Here is a 22,396-nt window from a genome sequence, read left to right as displayed (position 1 = left end):
CCATGACATCGTCTGCCATCGCAGTGGCAACCGCTCGCGTCCTGTTGGTTACCGTCGCTGCCGCCTCTCTGATCGGGCTCTCGGCCGGCATCGCGTGGGCGGAACCCACGCCCCCGCCCATTCCCGGGTTTCCGTCCTTCCCATCCCCGGTCAGCTTCGGCATCGGCGACTGGATCATCAAGCAGATAAACGGCTGGTTCGCCGCTCTCGCCGCGTCGGCCATCAAGCCCCTGCTCCAAATGCTCGGAGAGACGTTGCTGGCCACACCCCAGGTGTCCAGCTCCGACCGGATCTTCGACGTGTGGCAGGCGACCGTCGTCATCGCGAACTCCGCCTTCGCCCTTCTGGCCACGATCGGCGCCATCATCGCGATGGGGCATCAGACCGTCCAGACCCGCTACACGGTCAAAGAGGTGCTGCCCAGGCTGGCGATGGCCATCCTGGTGACCAACGCCAGCTTCCTGATCTGCGGCAAGCTCGTCGAGACCGCGAACGCTCTCTCCACAGCCCTCCTCGGGCAGGACTTCGACACCAAGCGGGCGGCGGAGCAGATCCAGATGCTCCTCCTGATCCCGTCGAGCACCACGCAGATCTTCTACATCCTGCTCATCCTCGTCGCGATCATCTTGCTGGTCCTGCTGTTGATCAGCTTCGTCACGCGCACAGCACTGGTCCTGCTCCTGGTGGTTGCCGCGCCTCTGGCCCTGGCCTGCCACGCGCTGCCGCACACGGAAGGCGTGGCGAGGTTCTGGTGGCGGGCGATCACCGGCCTCCTCGTCATTCAGGTCGCCCAGTCGCTCACGCTGCTCATGGCCGTCCGCATCTTCTTCAACCAGGACGGCAGGCGGCTCCTGGGGCTGACCGCCACCGGGCAGCTGGTCAACCTCGTCCTGGTTCTCTGCCTGTTGATCATCTTGGTGCGGATCCCCGGTTGGATCTCACGGCGGATCTTTAGCAAGGCTGGCAGCCGGTCGGCGGTCGTGAGCATCGTCAAGTACGCCCTGCTGTCCAAACTCACCTCGCCCGTCCTCAAGGCTGTCCACCTTCGCGGCGGCAGAAGCGGAGGCAGCGTCGACAAGAGGGCCAAGCTGGCTGTCGCTGGAAAGGTCATCGGCAGCGCGATCGGGGGTCCTGCCGGAACTGCCGCGGCAACAACGCTCACTGCCGTTTCCGCCGCCCGAAGCGGCCAGGGCCCGGCGAAGCATGCTCCGACCTGGGCACGACGCCCGGTTCGAGCAGCGGACTGGGAACCGGCGCCGATCAAGCACGCACCGACCGGGCCGGCCATCCAGGGCCGATACAAGCCCGCTCCGGTCGTCAAGCCGCCTGTGTCCCCGACCACCCCGGTCTACGGATATCCGCGAGAGGTCTACTACTCCAACGGCCCCGCCGGCCTCGCTCAGCTGCAAACACTCAGAGACAGAGCGGTCTCCAACCCCCGACGCGCTGTCGAACCGCCAAAGACTCAACGTCCGGTCCGGCCGATCGTGCCTCCCAACGCCCCGATCCCGGGACAGGTGGAGTGGCCGGAGAACCGGGGCCGTACCCCTGACCGATCCGGCCGTCGCTCACGCACACCGCGGAAGGGTGGCGGCAAGTGAGCTGGGACGACTCCATCGCACGGATCCCGGCCGACGTCGAGCAACCGGACAAGATCATCGCGTCGCTCACCGCCCGGCAGGTGGCCATCCTCGTCGGCACCGGGGGCGCACTGTACGCGGCGTACGTGACCGTCGGCGATCACGTGCCCCTCGTGGCCTGCGCAGCAGTCGCTCTTCCGGTGGCGATCGCCGCGATTCTCCTGGCGATCGGCCAGCACGACGGCATCTCCCTGGACCGCTACGTACTGGCCGCCCTCCAGCATCAGCGGTCCCCCAAGCATCTGATCTCCACATACGAGGACATCCCCATGCCACCTACCTGGATCGCGGCGAGCACTCCGCGTCCGCCCGCGCCGCTCAAACTCCCCGCCCGAGGTGTCACCGGAAACGGCCTGATCGACCTCGGCCCCGATGGCGTCGCCGCGATCGCCGAGGTCTCCACCGTCAGCTTCGCCCTCCGGACCCCCGACGAGCAGGATGCCCTGGTCGCCGTCTTCGGCCGCTGGCTCAACTCCCTGTCCGGCCCCGCTCAGATCCTCGTCCGTGCAGAACGCGTCGACCTGAACAACACCATCGCGACGCTGCGCGACAACGCCCGTCGGCTACCGCACCCCGCGCTCGCCTCCGCCGCCTTGGAGCATGCCGCGTTCCTCGGTGACCTGTCCGCGCGCCATGACCTGCTCCGGCGCCAGGTCCTGCTGGTCGTCCGAGAGCCCGTGGCAGGTGCGAAGGGACGCGACGCGGCCGCCGCGCGAGCGCTGCGCCGGCTGGACGAAGCGTTCAGAGTGCTCAGCTCGTGCGGGCTCACCGCCCGCCTTCTGGACGCCCGCGCCGTCACCGCGCTGCTGGCCTCCTGCTTCGACCCCTCCGCGCCTCCATTCCCCGACGACGACATCGCCCTTCCCGGCGAGGTCATCACGACGGGAGGCACCTGGTGAGACCCCGTCGTACCGCTCCCCCGCCCACCGGCTTCGGCCCACAGGCGGTGAACGTCGATGCCCGGCACGTACAGGTCGGAGACGGCGTGTGCGCCACTCTGGCGATCACCGGCTACCCCCGGGAAGTGGCCCCCGGCTGGCTGGAACCGCTGCTCACCTACCCCGGCCGACTGGATGTCTCCTTGCACATCGAGCCCGTGCCGTCGCTCGTGGCCGCCGACCGGCTGCGTAAACAACTGGCCCGCCTGGAGTCCGGCCTGCGCTCCGATCACGAGCACGGCCGGCTGCTGGACCCCGGCGCCGAGGCAGCCGCCGAAGACGCTCAGGACCTCGCCTCCCGGATCGCCCGCGGCCAGGCCAAGCTGTTCCGCGCCTCCATCTATCTCACCGTCCACGCCACCTCCGCCGCTGAACTGGACGACGCCTGCGCCCAAGTACGCGCCCTGGCCGCATCCCTGCTCCTGGACGCCCGCCAAGTGACCTACCGCCAGCTGCAGGGCTGGGTCTCCTCCCTCCCGTTCGCCTACGACAACCTCGGCATGCGGCGTACGTTCGACACGCCCGCGCTGGCCGCGGCGTTCCCGTTCACCAGCCCTGACCTGACCACCGAACTGGGCGACACCGCCGTTCTGTACGGCGCCAACCTCGCCAGCGCCTCCCTGGTCGCCTGGGACAGGTTCGCCCAGGACAACCACAACTCCGTCACCTTGGCACGCTCAGGCAGCGGCAAGAGTTACCTGACCAAGTTGGAGGCCCTGCGTTCCCTGTACGCGGGCATCGAGGTGGCGGTCATCGACCCCGAGGCCGAATACGCCCGCCTCGCCCACGCGGTCGGCGGCGCCTATGTCCATCTCGGCGCTCCCAAGGTTCGCCTCAACCCGCTCGACCTGCCTCCGAAGAACCAGCGAGGCGAGGACCCGCTCACCCGGCGGGCAATGTTCCTGCACACGCTGATCGCGGTCATGCTCGGCGAACCACTCGGCAACACCGGCAAGGCGGCACTCGACCGCGCCATTCTCGCCGCGTACCGGCAAGCGGGCATCACCCACGCGCCACAGACGTGGAGCCGGCGGCCACCTCTCCTGAAGGATCTGGCGGCGATCCTCGAAGAGGATCCCGACCCGAAGGCCAAGGAGCTCGCGGCCGGCCTGGCCCCCTTCGTCTCCGGCAGCCACCGGCAGTTGTTCGACGGCCACACGACCACCCGCCCCGATTCGCATCTGATCGTCTTCTCCCTGCGCGATCTACCCGAGGAGCTCAAGGCGGTCGGGACCCTCCTGACCTTGGACGCGATCTGGCGTCGCGTCTCCGACCCCTACGACCGGCGCCCTCGCCTGGTCGTGGTCGACGAGGCCTGGCTGCTGATGAAGATCCCCGAGGGCGCGCAGTTCCTGCTCCGTATGGCCAAGTCCGCACGCAAGCACTGGGCCGGCCTGTCCGTGGTGACCCAGGACGCGGCCGACCTGCTCGGGTCCGAGCTCGGCCAGGCCATCGTCGCCAACTCCACCACCCAGATCCTGCTGCGACAGGCACCACAGGCCATCGACACCGTCAGCGAGGCGTTCCGGCTCTCCGACGGCGAGCGGCAACTGCTCCTCTCGGCGGAAAGGGGCACCGGCCTCCTCACAGCCAGCGCGAGCGGCCAGCGCTGCCCGCTCCAGGTGATCGCCAGCGCCCGTGAGCACGAGCTCGTGACCTCCTCGCCCCAGGAACTGGCCGACCTCGAATACGAGGAGGCGGACCTGTGATCTACGACCTCCTCACCGATCCCGACGCGTTCCTGGATCAGGTACTCGGATGGCTGACCGCCCATGCCTGGCAGCTCGGCTCAGCGTTGATTTGTGCCGAGGTGCTGGCCGTCCTGCTGCGTACCTGTGTCGTACGGCTGCGTCACCGCGGTCTCGTCCGCGGCGCCAGGCGCGTGGAGATCCTGGCTCCACCCATGGCCAGCATGCCGGGCGCCGAAGCGCTTTGGGGCAATCTCGTCGGACTGCTCAGGCCGGCCTGGAAGCGGGTCGTGTTCGGACAGCCGCACCTCGCCTTCGAGTACGTCTTCGGGTCAGGGGGCGTACAGATCAACCTCTGGGTGCCAGGCTCAGTCCCTCAGAACCTGGTCGAGCACGCGATCGAGGCTGCGTGGCCGTCCTCCCGCACGGTCATTCACCAGGCGGATCCGCCTGTTCCCCTCAGCGGCTATGCCACCGGCGGGCAACTGGTCCTGGCCCGCGGTGAGCGACTGCCGATCCGGCACGATCACCGTACTGATCCGCTGCGTGCCCTCATCGGTGCGGCGGTCGGCATGCCTGGATGGCAGCACGCGTGCGTGCAGGTCCTCGCCCGACCGGCAACCGGGAGCCGGCTCACCAGCAGGGGCAACGCGGCAGCCTGGCTGCTGCGGTGTCTCCTCGACCTCCTCGTCCCAGGACCACGCCACCTGACCCGACCGCACACCGACCGCGCTGAACGGCTGGAGGAGCTCAACGAAGCGCGGGCGGTCAGGGACAAGGCTCACCACTCGCGCTACGAAGTCGCGATCCGCTACGCCGTACAAGCCGACGAGCCGGCTCCCGCCGAAGCTGCGCGCAAGGTCCGTCAGAACGCCATCCGAGGGCGTGCCCACGCTCTGGCCTCGGTGTTCGCCCTCTTCAGCGGCCACAACCGGTTGGAGCGACGTCGACTGCTCCGGCCGGTGAGCCGCCTGGCCTCCCGCCGGATGAACCGGGGGTACCTGCTTTCGGTGCCTGAGCTGTCCGCGATCGCCCATCTCCCCTTGGACGTCGCGGTACCAGGACTGCAACGAGCAGGAGCCAACTCCGTCCCGCCATCGCCGAAGGTCTCCCACGGCGGGACGCAGGCCAAGGCGCTCGGCGTCTCCGACGCGGGTCATCAGCGGTCAGTAGCGCTGCGGGTCGCCGACTCCTTCCATCACGTGCACGTGATGGGCCCCAACGGGACCGGCAAGTCCACCCTGCTCGCTCAGATGATCCTCTCCGACATCGAGGCCGGTCGCGGCGTGGTGGTCATCGAAGCGAAGGGCGACCTCGTACGCGACCTGCTCGGGCTGATGCCCGAGAACAGGGCTGAGGACGTAGTGCTGATTGATCCCGACGACCGGCACCCGAGGCCGTCCCTCAACGTCCTTCGCGGATCTGACCTCGCCACGGGCGTGGACAACCTGGTCGGCATCTTCCACCAGATCTACGCCGACTACTGGGGGCCGCGCACCGATGACATCCTGCGCGGTTGCGCGCTCACCCTGGCCCGGAACGACGGCACCTTGGCCGACATCCCGACCCTGCTGACCGACGAGTCCTTCCGCCGACGGCAGGTCGCCACCATTGGCGATCCGCTGCTGCGTGGATTCTGGAGCTGGTACGCCTCCCTGTCAGAGTCGGCTCAGGCCACCGTCACCGCGCCGATCATGAACAAGCTTCGGGCGTTCCTGCTGCGACCGTTCATCCGGGACGTGCTCGGCTCCACGAGCTCCACGTTCGACTTGGGCGAAGTGCTCGACGGCAAGATCCTTCTGGCCCGGCTGCCGAAGGGCGTGCTCGGTGACGACTCCGCCCGGCTGCTCGGCTCGATGGTGCTCGCCCAGGTCTGGCAGGCCGCCTCCCGACGCGCAAAGACGGGCCACGCGCGGCCCGCCTCCGCCTTGTACGTGGACGAATGCCACAACTTCCTGACTTTGCCGCACGCCCTGGCCGACATGCTCGCCGAAGCCCGCGCGTACCGCGTCTCCCTCACCCTCGCCCATCAGCACCTGGCCCAGCTCCCCCGCCAGCTGCGCCAGGCGATCTCCTCCGACGCCCGCAACAAGATCTACTTCTCGCTCTCGCCTGACGACGCCCGCGAGGTCGAACACCACTTCACGCCCTTCCTGACCGCGCACGACCTGGCCAACTTCGACGCCTTCCAGGCCGCCGCCCGCCTGGTCGTCCGTTCGGCGGAGGCTCCTCCGTTCACGCTGCGCACCAGACCGCTTCCCGAACCCTCCAGCGACGTCGCCCAGCACATCCGGAGCGCCGCCGCGCAAGCCCACGGCCGCACGGCAGCCGCGGCCGCTCCCAAGCCGGATGCCCGGCGCACCTTCTGAAAGGAGACCATCGTGTCCATCCGCTACACCCCGAGGATGCTCGGCGAACTGGCCGTCCGCCTCACCCAGCGAGACCGCACCCTGGTCCGCCTGATCCGCGACTTCCGCGTCCTGACCTCACCCCAGGTCAGCGAGATGTTCTTCGACACCGACGACGCCGCCCGGCGCCGACTACTGGCGCTGACCCGGATGGGCGTCCTGGAACGCTTCCGCCCCAACCTCCCGCCTGCCATGGGAACCGCGCCCTACCACTACGTCATCGGCGAGACCGCCGCCGCGGTGCTCGCCTCCGAGGAAGGCGTCGACCTGGCCGACTTCGGCTATCGCCGTGACCGAGTCCTCAGCATCGTCTACAGCCAGAAGCTCCCCCACACCGTAGGGACCAACGGAATCGCCGCCAGCCTGTACGGGGTCGCCCGGCGCCATCCGGTAACCGAGCTGACCACATGGTGGCCCGAACAGCGCTGCGCCAAGGAGTGGGGCTCCATGGCCCGTCCAGACGCCTACTGCCGATGGACCGAGGGACCCCACAGCATCGAGTTCTTCCTCGAGTACGACACCGGCACCGAACCCCTGGATCGGGTGGTTCACAAGCTCGACGGCTACGCCCGGCTGACCGAGTCCAGCCGCATCGTCACCCCCGTCCTGTTCTGGGTGCAGGGCGAGCGCCGGGAAGCCAACCTCCGCAAGAAGCTCAAGCGCCACCCCGGCAACATGTTCGTCCCTATCGCCACCGGCCACGCCGACACCGTCAACGGCACCGTGGACGACGGACCGGCCGGCGCCCGATGGCTGCCGACGGATCTGGAACGTCCGCGCTGCCGTCTGGCCGAACTAGCCAAGCACTGGCCTGGGCTCGGTCCCCAGATCGCTCCTGAGCCGGTCGAGGAGGAGGCCGAATGATCCTCGAACTCGGTCTGGCCAAGGTCATCGCCGCCGGAGGCGGCCTTGTCTCCAGCATCGCCCTCATCGCCGGAATTGCTGGCGGAGGTCACTACGCCGCGGCCAAGGCCGAACCTGGCCGGCTCAAGTCCGCGGTTTGCGCGTACACCGACAAGAAGTCTTCACATTCCCTCAAGACGAGCCGCCTTTCCGCCCGGCTCGGCCTGACTCCAGCGCAGGTGCGGAACGCACGAACCATCATCGAGACAGCCGAGAAGCTGGAGTTGCCACCCCGCGCCGCCGTCATCGGCCTCGCCACCGCCTGGCAGGAATCCGGCTTGAGCAGCGCAGCCGTGGGTGATCACGGTCAGGCATTCGGCATCTTCCAGCAGCATCCGCAGTACGGCTGGGGCACGCGAGCCCAGGTCTCCACCGCCACCTATGCCAGCAAGGCGTTCTTCGCCCGACTCGCCCATATCGAGAGCTGGACCAGAAAGCCGCTCACCGTCGTTGCCCAAGCCATCCAGCGGTCAGCATCTCCGAACGCCTACGCCAAGCATGAGACGCGCGCCAAACGCCTCTTCGCGGCGTTGACCAGGTCAGGCGCTCCGAAGAAGCCCACCGACACAGTGCGATTGTCCCCGGAGGACTTCCGGGCAGTCCGCAACAGCCTGGAGATGGCCACCGCTCTAGGAGTGAGCCGCGCCACGGTCGTCGCCGACATCCAAGAAGCCCTCAACGCCGGCAAGCTACCTAGCGTGCCCCGGACAGGAAAGACTTCGGACCTGGCCGAGAAGGTCTTCACAACGGTCGCCGAGAAGCTGTGCCAGGAACTCACTCAGAGGATCGACGAGTCGCTGGATCCAGCGGCTCTCGCTGCGCTCCAGACCTCGGGCAGAGGCTCCGTCGCACTTGCCGCCGCCTTCAAGATGATCGGAGTTCCCTACTCGTGGGGCGGAGGCGGCCCGGACGGACCGAGCTACGGGACCGCGCAAGGCGCAGGAATCAACGGCTTCGACTGCTCTGGCCTGTCCGAATACGCCTGGGCCAAGGCAGGCGTGAGGATCGGCAGCGACACGTCCGCGCAATGGCGGGCGGGCGTCCGAGTACGGCGCTCACAGCTCAAGCCCGGCGATCTCATCTTCTTCGCCACCAACCCCAAGGATCCCTCGACCATTCATCACGTCGTCATGAACATCGACGGAAGGCGCTACATCCACGCACCGAGCACGGGCAGCCGTGTCCGGGTCGACACCTGGACCTCGTACCGAGAGGCCGAATACGCGGGAGCCGTACGGCCCGGATGACCTCGGCGTAAGCTTGAGACGACCGCTCTCACCTTTTGACCGATCGGTATGAGCAGGTCAACAGGGAGGATCACGCGCCTAGCGCGGGTCCTCCCTGTCCTCGTCCGGGAAGCAACCCTGCAACAGCACGTAGCCGGGCATGTGCTCAGCCGGACGTACCCCGATCGTGAACATCTCCGGATCATCGAACACCGGCTCGCCGCTGGGCCGGCGGGTGTACGGAACCCGCCCGTAGTCCACCCCGTCGCCCTGGTCGAAGCTCATCCAGGTGATCGCTTCCTGCTCCCCTTCGCGAAGGGGATGGCTGGACATCGCACGGCTGTAGACCTTGTCCGGCGTGATCAGCCACACCTGGGGAACGGCGAAGATCCATCGGGTGGCCCCGACCTCCCGCACCCTGTCAGCGGCACGCGTTTCGAACGCTGCGGCAGCCTGCTCGTCACGAAGGTAGTCGTAATCGCTGAGCACGAGCAGCCGCTTCGCCTGCAGGGCGACGATCGCGGGGCGTTCGCGAGCGGCGATGTTCTTTTCGAGGCGCTCGACCACGTCGAAGAGCAATGCGGCCGTCTCGTCGTTCATGGCGCCCTCCGAACTTCGCGATCCCCCGATCCTGCCATGAGGGATGGAGTGTGGGTCGCCGTTCAGACGGCCCACACCGCACGCGTCAGGCGGCCTTACGAAGGACGGATCGGTCAAGCACTCTCTCCAGCGTCCGGAGCGTGCTCAGGTCGAGCTCATCCACACCGCCTGTCACCATGCGAAGCATGTTGCGTTCGGCCCGTACGGCTCCTCGCACGACCTGCTCGTGATGGGCGAAGGTGTTGACGGCCTGGATGACACCGAAGGCGGTTCCCTTCCACGGCGTGACGCGATCGTCGTGGTTCCAGAGGCGGTTCAGGCCGGCCCGCTTGGTCTCCGCGAGGGTGCGCTTGCGGCCACGTTCGCGCGGGATCGGCGTCTGAACGTCGAGGAAGGCGTTCCACTGCGCGCCGGACACGTCGACCTGGCACAGCCGCTTGACCTCCTCGGCGAAGTCGTCGGCGACGCGATGGATGATGCCCAGAGCGTCTCGGACTGCGGCGATCCGGTGCAGAGAGTTGCGAGAGTGCTTGACCTTGATCCGCTTCGCGGAGCCTTCGGCCAGCGACGCGGAGAGGGTGTTGTCGCATCGGATCAGCTGGGCGCCGGTCTGGTAGGTCGACGCCAGTGAGCCGTCGAGAGAGGTGGCCGCGGACAGGAAGGGACGGTAGGTGATCCCCTCGGGAGTCGTGCAGGACTCGGGCACCTCGACCTGGACCCACGCGACCGCGCCGTTCTTGAGCAGCCCCGCGGAGCCGATGAACAGTTCGTCGTCCAGGATCGTTTCGAGGTTCTCCAGCAGCCAGCGCTTGTATTCGTGGACTCGGAACTTCTGGCTGAACACGCCGAGGACGGTTCCCGTGTCAGGACGAATGATCGTCTTCCGGGTGGGGTCGGTGATCCGAGTGACCCCGTCGTCGGTCAGGTAGCTGGTCTCTACCGTCCCCTCGATCGGCGTCCAGGCGAACAGGCGCCGCTTGACGTCGTCGACGGGGATCGGCCCGCTGTAGTGGTTCGGCTCGTCGCCCTGCTCGCTGGCCCGATAGTGCCAAGCGCTCCCACGCTTGGCGGTGAAGCCGATCAGCGTGTTCTGGTTGAGCCATCGCAGTGATTCCCTGGACATGTGCCCTCCTGACAGGCGAACGGCGCCGGGCAGGGTGCCCGGCGCCGGGGATCGGCAGTGTGGTCAGGTCGTGGTGGGGTGGGGAGGAAGGATCGGCCGTGCTCCCAGTGGTTGCTTGGCCGCGAGCTCCGCGATCACGTGTGCCTGGGCGGCCCAGTCCACCTCTGCGAGCTGCGCGGGAGGTATACCGACGTCCAGCCCGAAGCTGATCAGGCGGGCGAACCGGTACTCAGGATCGACTGCCAGCGCCCGTTCGACAGCGACGCGGGCCAGGGCTCCGTCGCCTGCGCCGAGGGCGATGAAAGCCAGGTTGGTCGCAGGGGCTGGGACATATGCGGGCTCGACTCGGCGGACCACCTCGGTCCACAGCTGCCGGCACACCGCGTATCCCCGCCGGGCGATCTCCGTCATCGCGACGTCGCGGATCTGGATACCGGTCAGCAGCACGCCGAGCCAGGCGACGTCATCGGCTGGGAGTTCGCGGTTGGCCTCGACATGAGCGAAGCAGACTTCGACGTGACGAAGTCCCTCCGCGAACCAGTACGTATCCTTCTGCGTCCGCAGCAGGCCGTGCGCACGAGCGCGAGCCAGTGCCGTGGCCTGCCGCATCTCTTCGCGATCAGCCCCACTCACGGGGGCGAGGGAAGCGATCAGAGCGTTGCGGCTGGGCAGCGCGACGGCACCCTTGGCCACCGCTTCCGCGGCGACTTGGTGGCTTGTGAGGTCGTACGGTGAGCCCTCGACCGGACAGCAGCCCAGGTCGGAGCACGTGTAAGACCAGTATCGCCCCCCATCGCAGCGGAGGGCCTCGACGATCTTGACGTCCGTCTCACGAAGTGCCTCGCGGACAGCGTCCATGGTGGGGGTCACCTGCCCGCCGCTCCCGTAGCCGATCAGAACCGCCGACGGGACGCGCTCTCGGGTGAGGACAGCACGACAGTTGGCTGCGATCTGATCTACGCCCTCGGCGCCTTCCGGCAGGTCGTAGCGGATCACGCTGGATACCGATCCGGCGTGACCGATGCTCATGGCCACCAGGCTCAGCACTGGATGGAAGCCGAGCAGGTAAGGCAGGGCAGCGAGCAGGTCGGACGGCGCGGTCAGGACGATCGCCTTACCATCGGGACCGGTGGGGATGTTCATGTCTTCCGCCTCCAGGAATGACGAAGCCCCGGCTCGGTCAGCCGGGGCAGGGGATGTCAGGGCTTGGTTTCGCCTTCAGCAACACTCGGGATGCGCAGCGAGGCCGCAGAGAGGGGTTCCGCGATGCCTTCCGAGGCGGGCTGCTGAACCAGAACCGCCGCGTCCAGCGCCCGCCTGTCTGGTCGTGATCACATCTCGCCGAATCAGATGGATGCACAACCAGGGGAGGCGTGATCTCCTCCGCAGTAGGCGCAGAGGTCGTCCATGGCATAGCCGGACAGCGCCTCGGCGAATTGATCGCGCCACTTCAGTTGCGCCCGCGTGTAGTGGCTGAAGTATTCCTCGTCCGTGTCGCCCTCACCAAGGGTGAGGAACGCCAGCACAGTCCGACCTGTGGCGATCAGCGACTCGGTGCTCAAGGTGCCACCGATCGGTGAGCTGATATCGGTAGACGTGAAGATCGTCCGTCCGTAGCGGGACAGCCGGTAGAGCCAGCTGAGCCGCCCGTCGGTGCTGCGGCCGCACGGCCACAGCTCCAGCAGGTGCTCACCGTCGATGGGCCAGCCGGGGAGCAGCCGCGGCGTGATCCTCCATCTCGGCGGCAGAGTGACGCCGTCAAGCACGGCCATATGGGTGACCTCCTCGTGGTCGGCGCTCATGTGATGACGACTGAGATTCCTGGTCATCGGGGACGGCGTCGGCCAGCCGGGTGCCGTACTGGAGCGCGTCCGTGAGGCACTTGTGGAACAGCACCCCCGGAAAGCGCTGACGGATCTGGTCCAGGTCCGTCACGGTGCCGCTCCAGTCCCCTGGCAGACCGGGCTGAGGCGGGATGAACAGATGCTGGAAGGCGCAGTCCGATGCGTGTGCCTCAGGCGCGAGATCCGGGCACAGCACCAAGATCAGTAGAGGTTCTGAGGGCGTTACGTCCAACGGCGGTTCCTCCTTCGGATGTGTTGTCTCGTCCGGACGGCCTTGCGGGGCCGCCCGGACGAGGAGCGAGGACGGGAGAGGCGCTGGAGCCGGAATCCGCGCCGCACCCGGCGCTCACCTGCTGGTCATTCCAGGCGGACGGCCTGGACGCTGGCTTGGTAGAACTGACCGGCGACCTGCACCTTGCCAGCGGCCCGATAGCCCCTCCATCCACGGACGGACTCGCGCTGAACAAGGCGAGAGGCCACGAGGCCGGCCAGCCCAGCGACCATGTCCTCTCTCGTGGCCATGACCTTCGATGCCGGGTTGCTCCGGGAACGGACCAGCACGGCTTGGGCTTGTGCCCGGTACCGGATCTCCTCGGCGACGACCTCGCCTGCGACGTAGAAGCCTCTGGAGCCAGTGGAGAACTCCGTTGCCTCCAGTTCGGCATTGATCAGGATCACCAGGGCAAGGCTGATTTTCATGTAATCCCCTGCACTGCCATGGTTCGGACCTTGTGCCAGAACCACATTCGTGAGGCGACGCCAAAGGCCATACAGGGAACATCAGCGCAAGCGCCCAATGCGACTACCGCAGTCGCTCGGCTCTCACTTAAATACGGTGGCGGACAAGCTCCAAGCGTCCGCGAACCTTCTCGACTTTCCGGTCCAAGACGTTTGCTCGGACCCTCGTGAGGCGTGAGAGCGAATTCGCTCTCACTTAAATACGGCAGCCGAACCGCCCCAGGCGTCCGCCGAACTCGATATTTCTTCCGCGAATACGAAAAGCCCTGGAGATGGAACCTCCAGGGCTTTGTGTGCGGGCGCTTCAGTCGCTCAGGACTGAATCCTCACCGGCATGAACCAGATTGCCCCTTGCGTCGTCCAGGCGCTCCGAGAGCTCGCGCAGCTCTGACCGCGCCGCGTCCCGAACACGGATGACAGCACGGCGTGAGCCGTAGACACCGCCTTCTCGCTCCTGCGCGACGGTCGCGAGGATGCCTGCGCGCCCGAGGTCGTCCGCCTGTTCGGCCTTCGAGATGATCTCTCGGAGAACGGGGAACTCCTGTCCGTCGCCGAATGCCTGCCGGAAGATCTCCGCGCTGTGCTGAGCCGTGGAGAAGGAGACGGCCGCGTATGTCGCGTTCTCCACATGCGGGAGTCCTCGCATGAGCTGCGCTCCTGGAGTGCTATCCACTTCGGTCGGAGGCACGTCCACCCGATAGCCGTTGCGCGCCGCGGCGTCGCGAACGGCCCAGCGCTGGAGCGTTGTCCGGGTGATGACCATCTCCGTTCCGTCACGCCGTACGTAGGTCCATGCCTGGATCTCCCGCGTCGAACCGCTCCCGGTGGTGGGCTGACACTTGCTCAGCACATCCCGGAGTCGCTGGGCGAACAGGAGAACCGCGTCCTGATTGACGTCGTCAGAGACGTCGTCGGTGCCGTAGGGGGCGTGACCAGCCTTCACGATCGTGGCGCTACCATCCATGCGCTTGCGGGACCGCGTGGCGTCGACCGTACGGCAGTAGCCGCGAGCCAGCTTACGAATTTCCGCCCAGTCCTCCGGCGTGACGCGCGCCATGTCTTCGGGGGTGAGACTCCCGCCGGGAAGTGTCGTCGGTACGTGCTTTCCGAAAGCGCCCTTGGCCATGACCACTCCGATCTCTTTGCGTCTCCGCGCTATCGCGAAGACCTCACCTTTTGACCACTTCAATTCAATCTCAAAATACAGATCAAATCAATCGGCTTACCAGATTATTTACCTAGTTTCCGCAGGTCAGCCGGCCAGTCGAATGAAATTAGGCGTGATATGCCTAGTGACCAAGTCGAAGAAATACATGAATTCGAATGCCTCACATTTGCGTGAATCGCAATTCTGTCTGTCGGATTTTCTCGCCGCTTCGATCGCTCCTTCGTTAGCGGTGACTGCACCACGAGTCGGAGCGCACCACAGGTCTCGGACCAGCACGTGACCTCGCGATATACCCTGCCTACTTCCCACCACTTAATCTGGAGGGGTATTCGCGCAACAATTCGAAGCCCTATCGGAACGCCAAGCAGCGCAAGGAGATCGTCGGCCTGGTACGCGATGAGAGACAGTCTTGCGATGGCACACGCTGTGCCCGCCTGCCTCTACATGTGGCATGAGCTGCTTGGAGGTGACCTGCGCCAATCGCGCCGAGGAGTGCCCCGAGCCTGAGCTGCTGCGCCCGGCCGCCGACATTCTCAGCGCCAACGGCTGCCCGTCGGTTCCTCAACCCGTGGTCCGCGAAGCGGGCGACCACACGCACGGGAAGCGATTGATCAGATACGCCTCGTTATCTACGCTGTCATCATGACACTCCCCACCGAGCCGATCGGCAGCATCCCCCGCCCGCCTGCCCTGCTGGCCATCGCAGCCTCCGAACCGGCCGAGGGAGCGTCCGCGCTGGCCGAGGCGCAGGAACAGGCCGTCCGCGACACCGTCCACCGTCTCCAAGAGCTGGGTTCGCCGGTGGTCACCGACGGCGAGCAGGCCAAGCCCAGCTTCGCCACCTACCCGATCGCCGGGCTCGCCGGGCTCGTCCCGGACGGCGTGGTGATCCCCTTCGTCGACGGGCACCAGCGGCAGTTGCCCCGGCTGACGGCCGGACCGTTCCGCTACCAGGTCCACGCCGAGCACTACCTGCGCGCCGCCCAGCGCCACGCGAGCGTGCCGGTCAAGCAGGCCGTCATCGCGCCGTCGGCGCTGAGCCTGCTCTACCCGGCCGAGGGCATCGACGGCTACCCGCGCGAGGCGTTCCTGGCCGACCTGGCCGACCAGGCCGAGGCCGACATCCGCGGCTGCCTGGAGGCCGGGGCGCACGTGGTGCAACTCGACTTCACCGAAGGCCGGCTCTCGCTCAAGCTCGACCCGAGCGGCGGGGTGCTGGACGACTTCGTCGCGTTCAACAACAGCGTTCTCGAGCGCTTCACCGACGCAGAACGCGCGCGCATCGGGGTGCACACCTGCCCCGGCGGCGACCAGGACTCCACCCACAGCCTCGACGTCGACTATGCGGCCCTGCTGCCCAAGCTGTTCCGGCTCAAGGCGGGCAACTTCTACCTCCAACTGGCCAGCGAAGCCGACCCGGGCAAGGTCTTGACGGTCGCCGCCGAACACCTACCCGCCGACGCGCGCGTCTTCGTCGGCGTGATCGACCCGGTGGACCCGCGTGTCGAGACCGCCGAGGAGGTCCGCGACCGCGTCCTGACCGCCGCCCGCCACCTGCCCGCCGACCGGCTGGGCACCTGTGACGACTGCGGGTTCGCGCCCTTCGCCGACGACACCTCCACCTCACGGGAGACGGCGTTCGCCAAGATCCGGGCCCGGCTGGAGGGCACAGAGCTGGCCTCGGCCGAGCTCGGCATCTGATCGTTCCGCCTGCCCGTCCGTGAGAACGTTGCCCAAGGCCGAGCAGGTTACCCGCAAGGAGTTGGGCGGGGTACGGCGCACGGACCGCAGCATTACCCGCCTACTAAGTGCTGAACCGCGCCGACCGCCATCCAGGCTGTGACCAGCCTGCCCGCTCCCGCGGACGCTGACGTCGACCGGCCAGTCGACTCGGTCGACGTCGTCACCGACGTCAGCGCCCGCTTCGCCACGCACCTGAAGGTGCTCGCCCACCAACTCGGCGAGAGCGTCCTGACCAGCGCCGAGCCCGAGCGCCTGGCCGCCGCGCTGGCCGGCGTGTAGTGGATGGTGGCCAGGGTGAGCGCGGCCGCCGGTCGCGTCACGAATGGCCGGTCAGGCGGCGATCTTCCTCATTCGTGGCCGGATTGTAAGACCCGCCGACCTGCGCTTTGAGGGCCGCCCCGGAAGCTGCAACTCGTCAAGGGGGGCCGCTACTCAGGATAAAAGAGGCTCACCGCTGGAACATTCGCAGGTCGCGGTCACCCCTGCCCTCAGACACCCTCGCCTTCCGAGGATGCCGGGCAGTACTGCCAGACGGATTCCAGCCACGGCGGGGCCACGCCCGTGAAGTGCGCCCAACTGCCCGGTTCCGCCCCCGGGTAGTCACCTCGGACCTCAGAAAGGAGCCGCAGCATGAAGCCTTCCCGGATCAGGCTGTTGACGATCCGGCTCAGTGTCTGCCTGTACTCCAGGGGTTCGCGAATGCGGCGGCCGGCCGGCTTGCGGTCGTAGACCCAGTCCTGGTCGGGATAGCAGGTCGCGGCCTCGTCCGTGTAGGGATGCTTCAGCGTGTAGCCCTCCCCGTTCCACGAGTGGTGAGTGAGCCCGGAGAAGAACGGGTTGGCGCACATCAGGCAGTAGTAGCCGCCTTCGTCGACGACTCTCGCGACCTCACGGAAAACGATCCGGGAGTCTGGGACGAAGGTCAGCGAGTACGAATGCCAGACCAGATCGAACGAGGAGTCGTCAAGGGCCGACAGGTCCCGCATGTCTCCCTGGATCGTGCGGATGCCGACGCTGTAGTGCTCAGCGGCCAAGCGGTCCCACTCCAGCTGCCCGGACGAGATGTCGAGAACCGTCACGTCGGCTCCGAGCAGAGCGAAGGCCGCAGACTGCTGCCCGCCCCCTCCCGCCAGGCAGAGCACCTTCCGGCCCGCCAGGTCGCCGGGGATGCCCAGCCTCTCCAGGCCCAGATAGGCCTGAGCCTTCTCCGCGTCCAGGTCGAGCATAGGACGGGTGAACAACGCCTCCGCCCCCACAAGGGCTTCCCAGCGTTCCTCGTTGTAGTGGTAGACCTCGTCCTGCATGGCGGACACCCTAGCTGTCGTCCAACGGCCGGGACGAACCATGTTCGGTCGGGCCTTGCTCCTCCATCAGTCCACCCGCCAGAACTGCCACTTCAGGATGGAATGCCTCGCTGTAGCACTCGTACTAGGCACGGTCATGAAGAGCGGTAAGGCTGAAGGCTCCGCTTGCGGCAAGTCGCTCTCATCGACGAGATCACCAGTCGACTCGGATGCGCCGATGCCTTCCGACGTCCTTGTGTGTCCCTCCATGTCATCCTGACAGCGTTCAGTCGCAGGCCATCTACTGACAGCAGTCAAGTCCGCCGACGTACCAGCTCGATCGGTACGGCTGCTTTCAGAAAGGGATCCCAGATGACCAAGTCCTCGGCTCTGTCAGTCGCTGAAGCGGTATCCATCCGCCGTGGGGAGCCGTTGGTCGGCTCCATTCGAGTCGATGGCTCGAAGAACGCAGCCCTTCCCCTGATCGGGGCGGCCGCAGCGCTGGGACGACTCGTGCATCTGAGCAACGTGCCGCAGTGCCAGGACGTGGAGACCATGCTCGGTCTCCTCCAGAAGTGCGGCTACAGCGTCGCCCGATCGGTCACCAATCCCGAGGAGGTGGTGATTCAGCCCATCTCGTTCAATGGACAACCGCAAGAACTCGCCGACGCCGCCCGCATCCGCGCCTCCTACTACCTGGTACCTGCACTCCTCGCCTCCTGCGGACAAGCACGCCTGCCATGGCCCGGCGGCTGTGCCATCGGAGAGCGGGGCATGGATCTGCACTTCCGGATCTACGAGGCCTTCGCGGATCGAGTGCTCCTGCACAGCGAGGGCTATCAGGTTCAGAGGGCAGCGACCAGAACGCTCTCGATGGAGATCTCACTGCCGTTCCGGTCCCGTGGCGCCACCGTGGCGGCCATGCTCCGAGCGGTCGTCGACCGCTGCCGGCTGACCCTCTTCCAGCCGAACCTGTCACCTGAGGTGGTGGAGATCATGGCGTTCCTCAGAGAAGCTGGCTGGGACGTGTGCGGGGACGAGGTCGCGGTGAATCTCGTGCCACCGTCCGACGATGTCTGGGCTCCGCTCCTCTGGGAGGTGCCCGGGGACAAGGTCGAGGCGGTCACGCTGGCCTGCGCGGTCGCGGTGAGCCGGGGATGTGCGGTGATCAAGGGAGTCCGGGCGGTGGACGTCCTGCCGGCCATCGAGGCGTTCGACTGGCTCGGCATCCCCGCCCATGCCGGTGCGAACACGCTGACGGTGCAGGCAATCGACACTCAACTGAGCGGACAGCCGCTGCGCGCGGTCGCGTCCCTAGCGCCGGACGGGCTGGACGCCGACTTCGAGCCGCCGCTGATGGCCGTGGCCCTGGGGGCGCCGGGAGTGCACCTGTTCGCCGATGCCATCAACCCCGGGCGGCACGGCAACCTGATCCCGCAACTTGCCCGGCTCGGTGCCGTCATCGAGCAGTTGTCGGCGACCCAGTGCCGGTTCTCCGGTCCCCAGAGGCTCGTCGGTGCCCAGGTGACGGCCAACGACATCCGCAGCGGGTCCACCCTCATCATCGCCGCCTTGACCGCCACGGGGGTAACCACCGTAAGGGGCATGGCCCAACTACGTCGTGGGCATGCCGATCTGCCGAGCAAGCTGCGGCTGCTCGGCGCGGACATCACCGAGGAAGCGGCATGACCGATCACCGCGTGCTGGAGAGCATCGTGGCCACCACCGATGTTCACTCCAGCTTCGACCGGTCGCTGCCCATGCTTACGCACCTGCACGCGGTACGTGATCGGGCGCTGATCGTCGATTGCGGCGATTTCTTCGAGGGCAGCGGCTACTACCGGCTCGGCGGCGGATACATCGAGCGGCAGGCTCTGGTGTTGCTCTACGACGTCATCGCTCCCGGCAATCACGGTTGGCGACACCACCTCGAACCCGACATCCGCTCACTCACTGTGTGTGCCAACACGATCGACGCCGGCACGGGAGAACCGTTGTTCCGACCGGTCCACATCGTGCAGATCAATGGCCGGCGGGTGGGCGTGACCGCCGTATTCGGCGAACAGGCATTCCTCACCATCCCCTTCGGAGACCGCAACGATCACGCCGTCCTTCCTCCTGTCCCTGCCCTCGAAGCGCTCTGGCACCGGTACGCCGAGGACGTCGGCGACTGGATCCTGCTCAGCCACTCCGGCTTCCAGAGCGACCTTGCCCTGGCCGCCGCCTGCCCGTTCATCTCAGTGATCTTTTCCGGTCACTGCCACAGCGAGCAGTACGGGCCGGTGCGCGTAGGGGGACACGATCGTGGTCAAGGGCTACGAGCTGAGCGCGGGTTACGCGGAAGCCGCCCCCGACGGCCAGCACTGGGCAGCTCGAGCTCAGGTCTTCTCGGAACCCACTGGCGTGGCCGATCCCGTGGCTCGTCTGGCTGCGCAGATCCAGGCCCTGTCAGCCCGCCTGGCCATACCACGCGGCACTCTTGCCATGCCCTTCCGCGATACGCCCCTCGACCGCCGCGAGCTCCTGACGCAGATCGCGCGACAGCTCCGCTCGCACCTTCAGGTGGAGGCCGTCGTCCTCAACGAAACCTGCCTCCGTCCGACTCCTCTCGGCAGCGTTCTCCTTGAAGGAGACCTCCTGACCATCGAGCCGCACGGCAACGAGCTCGTCTACGCCACGTTGCCGAAGACCCGCACCTGGGATGCGCTTCTCGGCGAGCTCGCCCTCCCGCTCGGACCACTTGTAGTCGCTCGTGATCCGCGCATCAGGCAACCACGGCAGACCATCACCACCCAGTACCTGGCCGACACCTTCCTCGGCGGGCACTGGAGGGGGCCGAAGCTGCCACTCGATCAAGCCGTACAGGCCGTTCTGACGGGTCAAGGAGGCGACGCCCGGTGATTCTCACAGGGCCTGAGATCAGTGCCGCGGCCGACGATGGCCGCATCAGAATCCACCCGTTCAGCCCCGAGCAGGTCAACCCCAACAGCTACAACATCCGGCTCGGACCCACCTTGCTGACCTACACCGCGCCCGTGATCGATGCCTACGAGCTCAACCCCACGCAAGCTGTCACGATCGGCAGCGAAGGCCACGTTCTGCTCCCAGGGGAGCTCTACCTCGGTCATACCGTTGAAGAGGTCGGCTCCGACACCTTCGTGCCACTGCTGTTCGGCCGATCGTCAGTCGAGCGGCTCGGCCTGTTCGTCGAGATCGCTGCGCCGATCGGTGATCTCGGCTTCCACGGCCAGTGGACCCTGATGCTCTCCCCTGTACGCCCGCTGAGGGTCTACCCCGGCATGAAGATCGGACAAATCATGTTCTTCGTGTCCGCCGGCGCCGTCGCCCTGTATCGCGGCAAGTATCAAGACTCCCTTGGCCCACAACCGTCCCAGCATTGGCGCGACCGGCTGAAGGCAGGTGCGTCATGATCTTGACCGGAGCTGCCATCGGCGCCGCGATCGATCGGGGCCACATCACCATCGAGCCCTACGATCCTCGGCGGCTGTCTCCCAATGCCTACGACTGGCGCCTGGGCGATCGCATCAGGATCTGCGATGGGGCCTTGGACGTCGCCCGCCCGGCCGACTTCGAGGGACTCGCCATCCCCGAATCCGGCACGGCACTTTCGCCAGGCCTGCTCTACCTCGGCGTAACCTGCGAGCGGACCTGGTCAGAGCGCTACGCCCAGCTTCTCAACGGCAATCGCACCATCGGGGCCCTGGGCATCTGGGTCCATGTCTCCGCTCCGCTTGGCCACACTGGGCACGCCATCCCCTGGACCTTGGAGATCAGAGTCGCACGTCCCGTCCGGGTCTATCCCGGCATGACCTTCGGCAAGCTCGTGTTCCTCCACATCTTTGGAACTTCATCGAGCTACCAGGAGCACGGCAGCAAGTACACCGCCAGCACCGGCATCGACGTCTCCCGTCTCTACCTGGAGATCCGCTCGGGCGGAGGCCACCCATGAACCCCGTCGTCACCGCTCTGGACCTCCCTCTGGGAAGCGCCGGCGGCAGCGTTGAGCTGCTCCACGATCTATACGGAGGTGCAGAGCCGTTGATCTCCGCACGCGTGTTCATGCTCGACAACGGCAGTCCGCCCGCGCCGCCCTTCGAAGCCCTGAGGGTCGAGGGCAAGTGCCTGACTGGGCCGCGTTTCTGGACCTACGTCCATGCCCTCAGCACCGCAATGGCCAACGTCCTCATGCCTGACGACGGAGCTGTCACACATCTGCAGCACCTGACCTTCGGCGCCACACCTGCGCTGCTTCGTGCGCTCCCCCGGCGTCCGACTATCGCCCTTGTCCACGGCACAGACCTGCTCTGCGCCACCTCCAACGCGACGCAGCGCCAAGTCCTGCGCCAGAGCGCCCACTGGGCGACCGCGATCGTGGTGCCGACGCCCGCGATGGCTGACGCCCTGCGTGGCATGGCCGACGTGGACGTCGCCAAGGTGGAACACATCCCGTGGGGCATCCCTGACGACCTTCTGCAACAGCCGCCGAGACCGTGCAGATCGAGTGATGAACCCTTCCGCCTGCTCTACGCGGGACGGCTCACAGCCGAAAAGGGTGTTGCAGCCCTGGCGGCGGCATGCGCGGACATCAGTGACATGACCTTGAGCATCGCGGCCCCAGTCCGCGAGTACGCTCGCTTCGCTGAACACCTTCGTCGAACCGGTTGTGATCATCACTACCTAGGCTGGCTCGATCGTCCTCAGCTGTGGGCCGCCTTCAGCGATCACGACGCACTCGCCGTGCCGTCCACCACCTTGGAAGCCTTCGGCCTGGTCGCCGTCGAAGCCCAAGCGTGCGGTCTGCCCGTCCTCTACCAGCCTGTCCCCGGGCTCACCGACGTCCTGGGCGGCACGGCGCTTCGGACTGACTTCACCAATCCAGCGGCGCTAGCCTCCACGCTGAAAACCTTGAAACGCGATCGAGGCACGCGAGCCGAGCTGAGCACCGCAGGCCTCGCCAACGCACGCCGCTTCCCCATCAGCAGCACCGCCCAGGCACTCTCCAGACTGGGCGACCAGATCACCTGACGGCTCGTCCATGCGGCTGGCCGCCCATCGCCAGAGTCCGTTACTACC

Annotated in this window: 20 protein-coding genes and 1 pseudogene; 14 read left to right on the top strand and 7 right to left on the bottom strand. The window is 66.8% G+C overall.

Annotated features, from left to right (window positions below; translation table 11 throughout):
• Positions 1-2: 2 nt before the first annotated feature.
• From ABZ444_RS28655 to ABZ444_RS28630, 6 genes are read left to right on the top strand one after another with little or no spacing between them, the layout of a single operon-like run.
• A complete protein-coding gene (locus ABZ444_RS28655; RefSeq protein WP_358003195.1) occupies positions 3-1,601 on the top strand; it encodes a conjugal transfer protein TrbL family protein in 1,599 nt (532 codons plus the stop codon).
• A complete protein-coding gene (locus ABZ444_RS28650; protein ID WP_358003192.1) occupies positions 1,598-2,539 on the top strand; it encodes a PrgI family protein in 942 nt (313 codons plus the stop codon). Before ABZ444_RS28655 ends, ABZ444_RS28650 begins: the two co-directional genes overlap by 4 nt.
• On the top strand, positions 2,536-4,287 hold the full coding sequence (locus ABZ444_RS28645) for an ATP-binding protein (protein ID WP_358003189.1): 1,752 nt from the start codon (positions 2,536-2,538) through the stop codon (positions 4,285-4,287). The genes ABZ444_RS28650 and ABZ444_RS28645 overlap by 4 nt, the downstream gene beginning before the upstream one ends.
• Entirely contained in the window at positions 4,284-6,635 is a 2,352-nt protein-coding gene (locus ABZ444_RS28640; protein ID WP_358003186.1) for an ATP-binding protein, read from the top strand. Before ABZ444_RS28645 ends, ABZ444_RS28640 begins: the two co-directional genes overlap by 4 nt.
• Positions 6,636-6,647: 12 nt before the next feature.
• Complete coding sequence (locus ABZ444_RS28635) at positions 6,648-7,538, top strand: replication-relaxation family protein (RefSeq protein WP_358003183.1); 891 nt, start codon at positions 6,648-6,650, stop codon at positions 7,536-7,538.
• Positions 7,535-8,824 carry a C40 family peptidase gene (locus ABZ444_RS28630; protein WP_358003180.1) on the top strand — a complete coding sequence of 430 codons (1,290 nt, stop codon included), beginning with the start codon at positions 7,535-7,537 and terminating at the stop codon, positions 8,822-8,824. Before ABZ444_RS28635 ends, ABZ444_RS28630 begins: the two co-directional genes overlap by 4 nt.
• Before the next feature lie 78 nt (positions 8,825-8,902).
• On the opposite strand, the gene ABZ444_RS28625 is transcribed toward ABZ444_RS28630, so the two are convergent.
• The 6 genes from ABZ444_RS28625 to ABZ444_RS28600 all read right to left on the bottom strand — a co-directional run bounded on the left by ABZ444_RS28625 (position 8,903) and on the right by ABZ444_RS28600 (position 14,234).
• On the bottom strand, positions 8,903-9,403 hold the full coding sequence (locus ABZ444_RS28625; protein ID WP_358003177.1) for a hypothetical protein: 501 nt from the start codon (positions 9,401-9,403) through the stop codon (positions 8,903-8,905).
• Positions 9,404-9,488: 85 nt separating this feature from the next.
• Positions 9,489-10,526 carry a DUF932 domain-containing protein gene (locus ABZ444_RS28620; RefSeq protein WP_358003174.1) on the bottom strand — a complete coding sequence of 346 codons (1,038 nt, stop codon included), beginning with the start codon at positions 10,524-10,526 and terminating at the stop codon, positions 9,489-9,491.
• A 63-nt stretch (positions 10,527-10,589) separates the two neighbouring features.
• Complete coding sequence (locus ABZ444_RS28615) at positions 10,590-11,669, bottom strand: DUF4192 domain-containing protein (RefSeq protein ID WP_358003171.1); 1,080 nt, start codon at positions 11,667-11,669, stop codon at positions 10,590-10,592.
• 203 nt (positions 11,670-11,872) lie between these two features.
• Entirely contained in the window at positions 11,873-12,328 is a 456-nt protein-coding gene (locus tag ABZ444_RS28610) for a hypothetical protein (RefSeq protein WP_358003168.1), read from the bottom strand.
• Positions 12,329-12,727: 399 nt separating this feature from the next.
• Entirely contained in the window at positions 12,728-13,069 is a 342-nt protein-coding gene (locus ABZ444_RS28605; RefSeq protein WP_357986236.1) for a hypothetical protein, read from the bottom strand.
• A gap of 343 nt (positions 13,070-13,412) precedes the next feature.
• Complete coding sequence (locus tag ABZ444_RS28600) at positions 13,413-14,234, bottom strand: hypothetical protein (RefSeq protein WP_358003165.1); 822 nt, start codon at positions 14,232-14,234, stop codon at positions 13,413-13,415.
• Between the two features lie 684 nt (positions 14,235-14,918).
• Here ABZ444_RS28600 and ABZ444_RS28595 point away from each other — a divergent pair.
• Complete coding sequence (locus tag ABZ444_RS28595) at positions 14,919-15,977, top strand: cobalamin-independent methionine synthase II family protein (RefSeq protein WP_358003162.1); 1,059 nt, start codon at positions 14,919-14,921, stop codon at positions 15,975-15,977.
• A 138-nt stretch (positions 15,978-16,115) separates the two neighbouring features.
• Positions 16,116-16,298: a hypothetical protein gene (locus tag ABZ444_RS28590; protein ID WP_357986226.1), complete on the top strand. Its 183-nt coding sequence runs from the start codon at positions 16,116-16,118 to the stop codon at positions 16,296-16,298.
• Between the two features lie 209 nt (positions 16,299-16,507).
• On the opposite strand, the gene ABZ444_RS28585 is transcribed toward ABZ444_RS28590, so the two are convergent.
• A complete protein-coding gene (locus tag ABZ444_RS28585; protein ID WP_358003159.1) occupies positions 16,508-17,323 on the bottom strand; it encodes a class I SAM-dependent methyltransferase in 816 nt (271 codons plus the stop codon).
• A gap of 351 nt (positions 17,324-17,674) precedes the next feature.
• Here ABZ444_RS28585 and ABZ444_RS28580 point away from each other — a divergent pair, with 351 nt between their 5' ends.
• The 6 genes and pseudogenes from ABZ444_RS28580 to ABZ444_RS28555 all read left to right on the top strand — a co-directional run bounded on the left by ABZ444_RS28580 (position 17,675) and on the right by ABZ444_RS28555 (position 22,348).
• Positions 17,675-18,991, top strand: a complete 1,317-nt coding sequence (locus tag ABZ444_RS28580; protein ID WP_358003156.1) for a hypothetical protein — start codon at positions 17,675-17,677, stop codon at positions 18,989-18,991.
• A pseudogene (locus ABZ444_RS28575) lies at positions 18,988-19,509 on the top strand (metallophosphoesterase); the annotation flags it as partial. The gene ABZ444_RS28580 and the pseudogene ABZ444_RS28575, both read left to right, overlap by 4 nt.
• A gap of 97 nt (positions 19,510-19,606) precedes the next feature.
• Positions 19,607-20,203, top strand: coding sequence for a hypothetical protein (locus ABZ444_RS28570; RefSeq protein WP_358003302.1), 597 nt, complete (start codon positions 19,607-19,609; stop codon positions 20,201-20,203).
• Positions 20,200-20,733, top strand: a complete 534-nt coding sequence (gene dcd, locus ABZ444_RS28565; RefSeq protein ID WP_358003153.1) for a dCTP deaminase — start codon at positions 20,200-20,202, stop codon at positions 20,731-20,733. The genes ABZ444_RS28570 and dcd overlap by 4 nt, the downstream gene beginning before the upstream one ends.
• Positions 20,730-21,272, top strand: coding sequence for a hypothetical protein (locus ABZ444_RS28560; protein ID WP_358003150.1), 543 nt, complete (start codon positions 20,730-20,732; stop codon positions 21,270-21,272). The genes dcd and ABZ444_RS28560 overlap by 4 nt, the downstream gene beginning before the upstream one ends.
• The gene (locus tag ABZ444_RS28555) at positions 21,269-22,348 is read left to right on the top strand and encodes a glycosyltransferase family 4 protein (RefSeq protein WP_358003147.1); all 1,080 of its coding nucleotides are present in this window, start codon (positions 21,269-21,271) and stop codon (positions 22,346-22,348) included. The genes ABZ444_RS28560 and ABZ444_RS28555 overlap by 4 nt, the downstream gene beginning before the upstream one ends.
• Positions 22,349-22,396 lie beyond the last annotated feature (48 nt).

Origin of the sequence: Nonomuraea sp. NPDC005730 (assembly GCF_040630865.1) — a bacterium.
In the GTDB taxonomy this organism is placed as follows: domain Bacteria; phylum Actinomycetota; class Actinomycetes; order Streptosporangiales; family Streptosporangiaceae; genus Nonomuraea.
The sequence above is the reverse complement of the archived record's forward strand: the minus strand, read 5'-3'. Positions and strand labels throughout refer to the sequence as shown.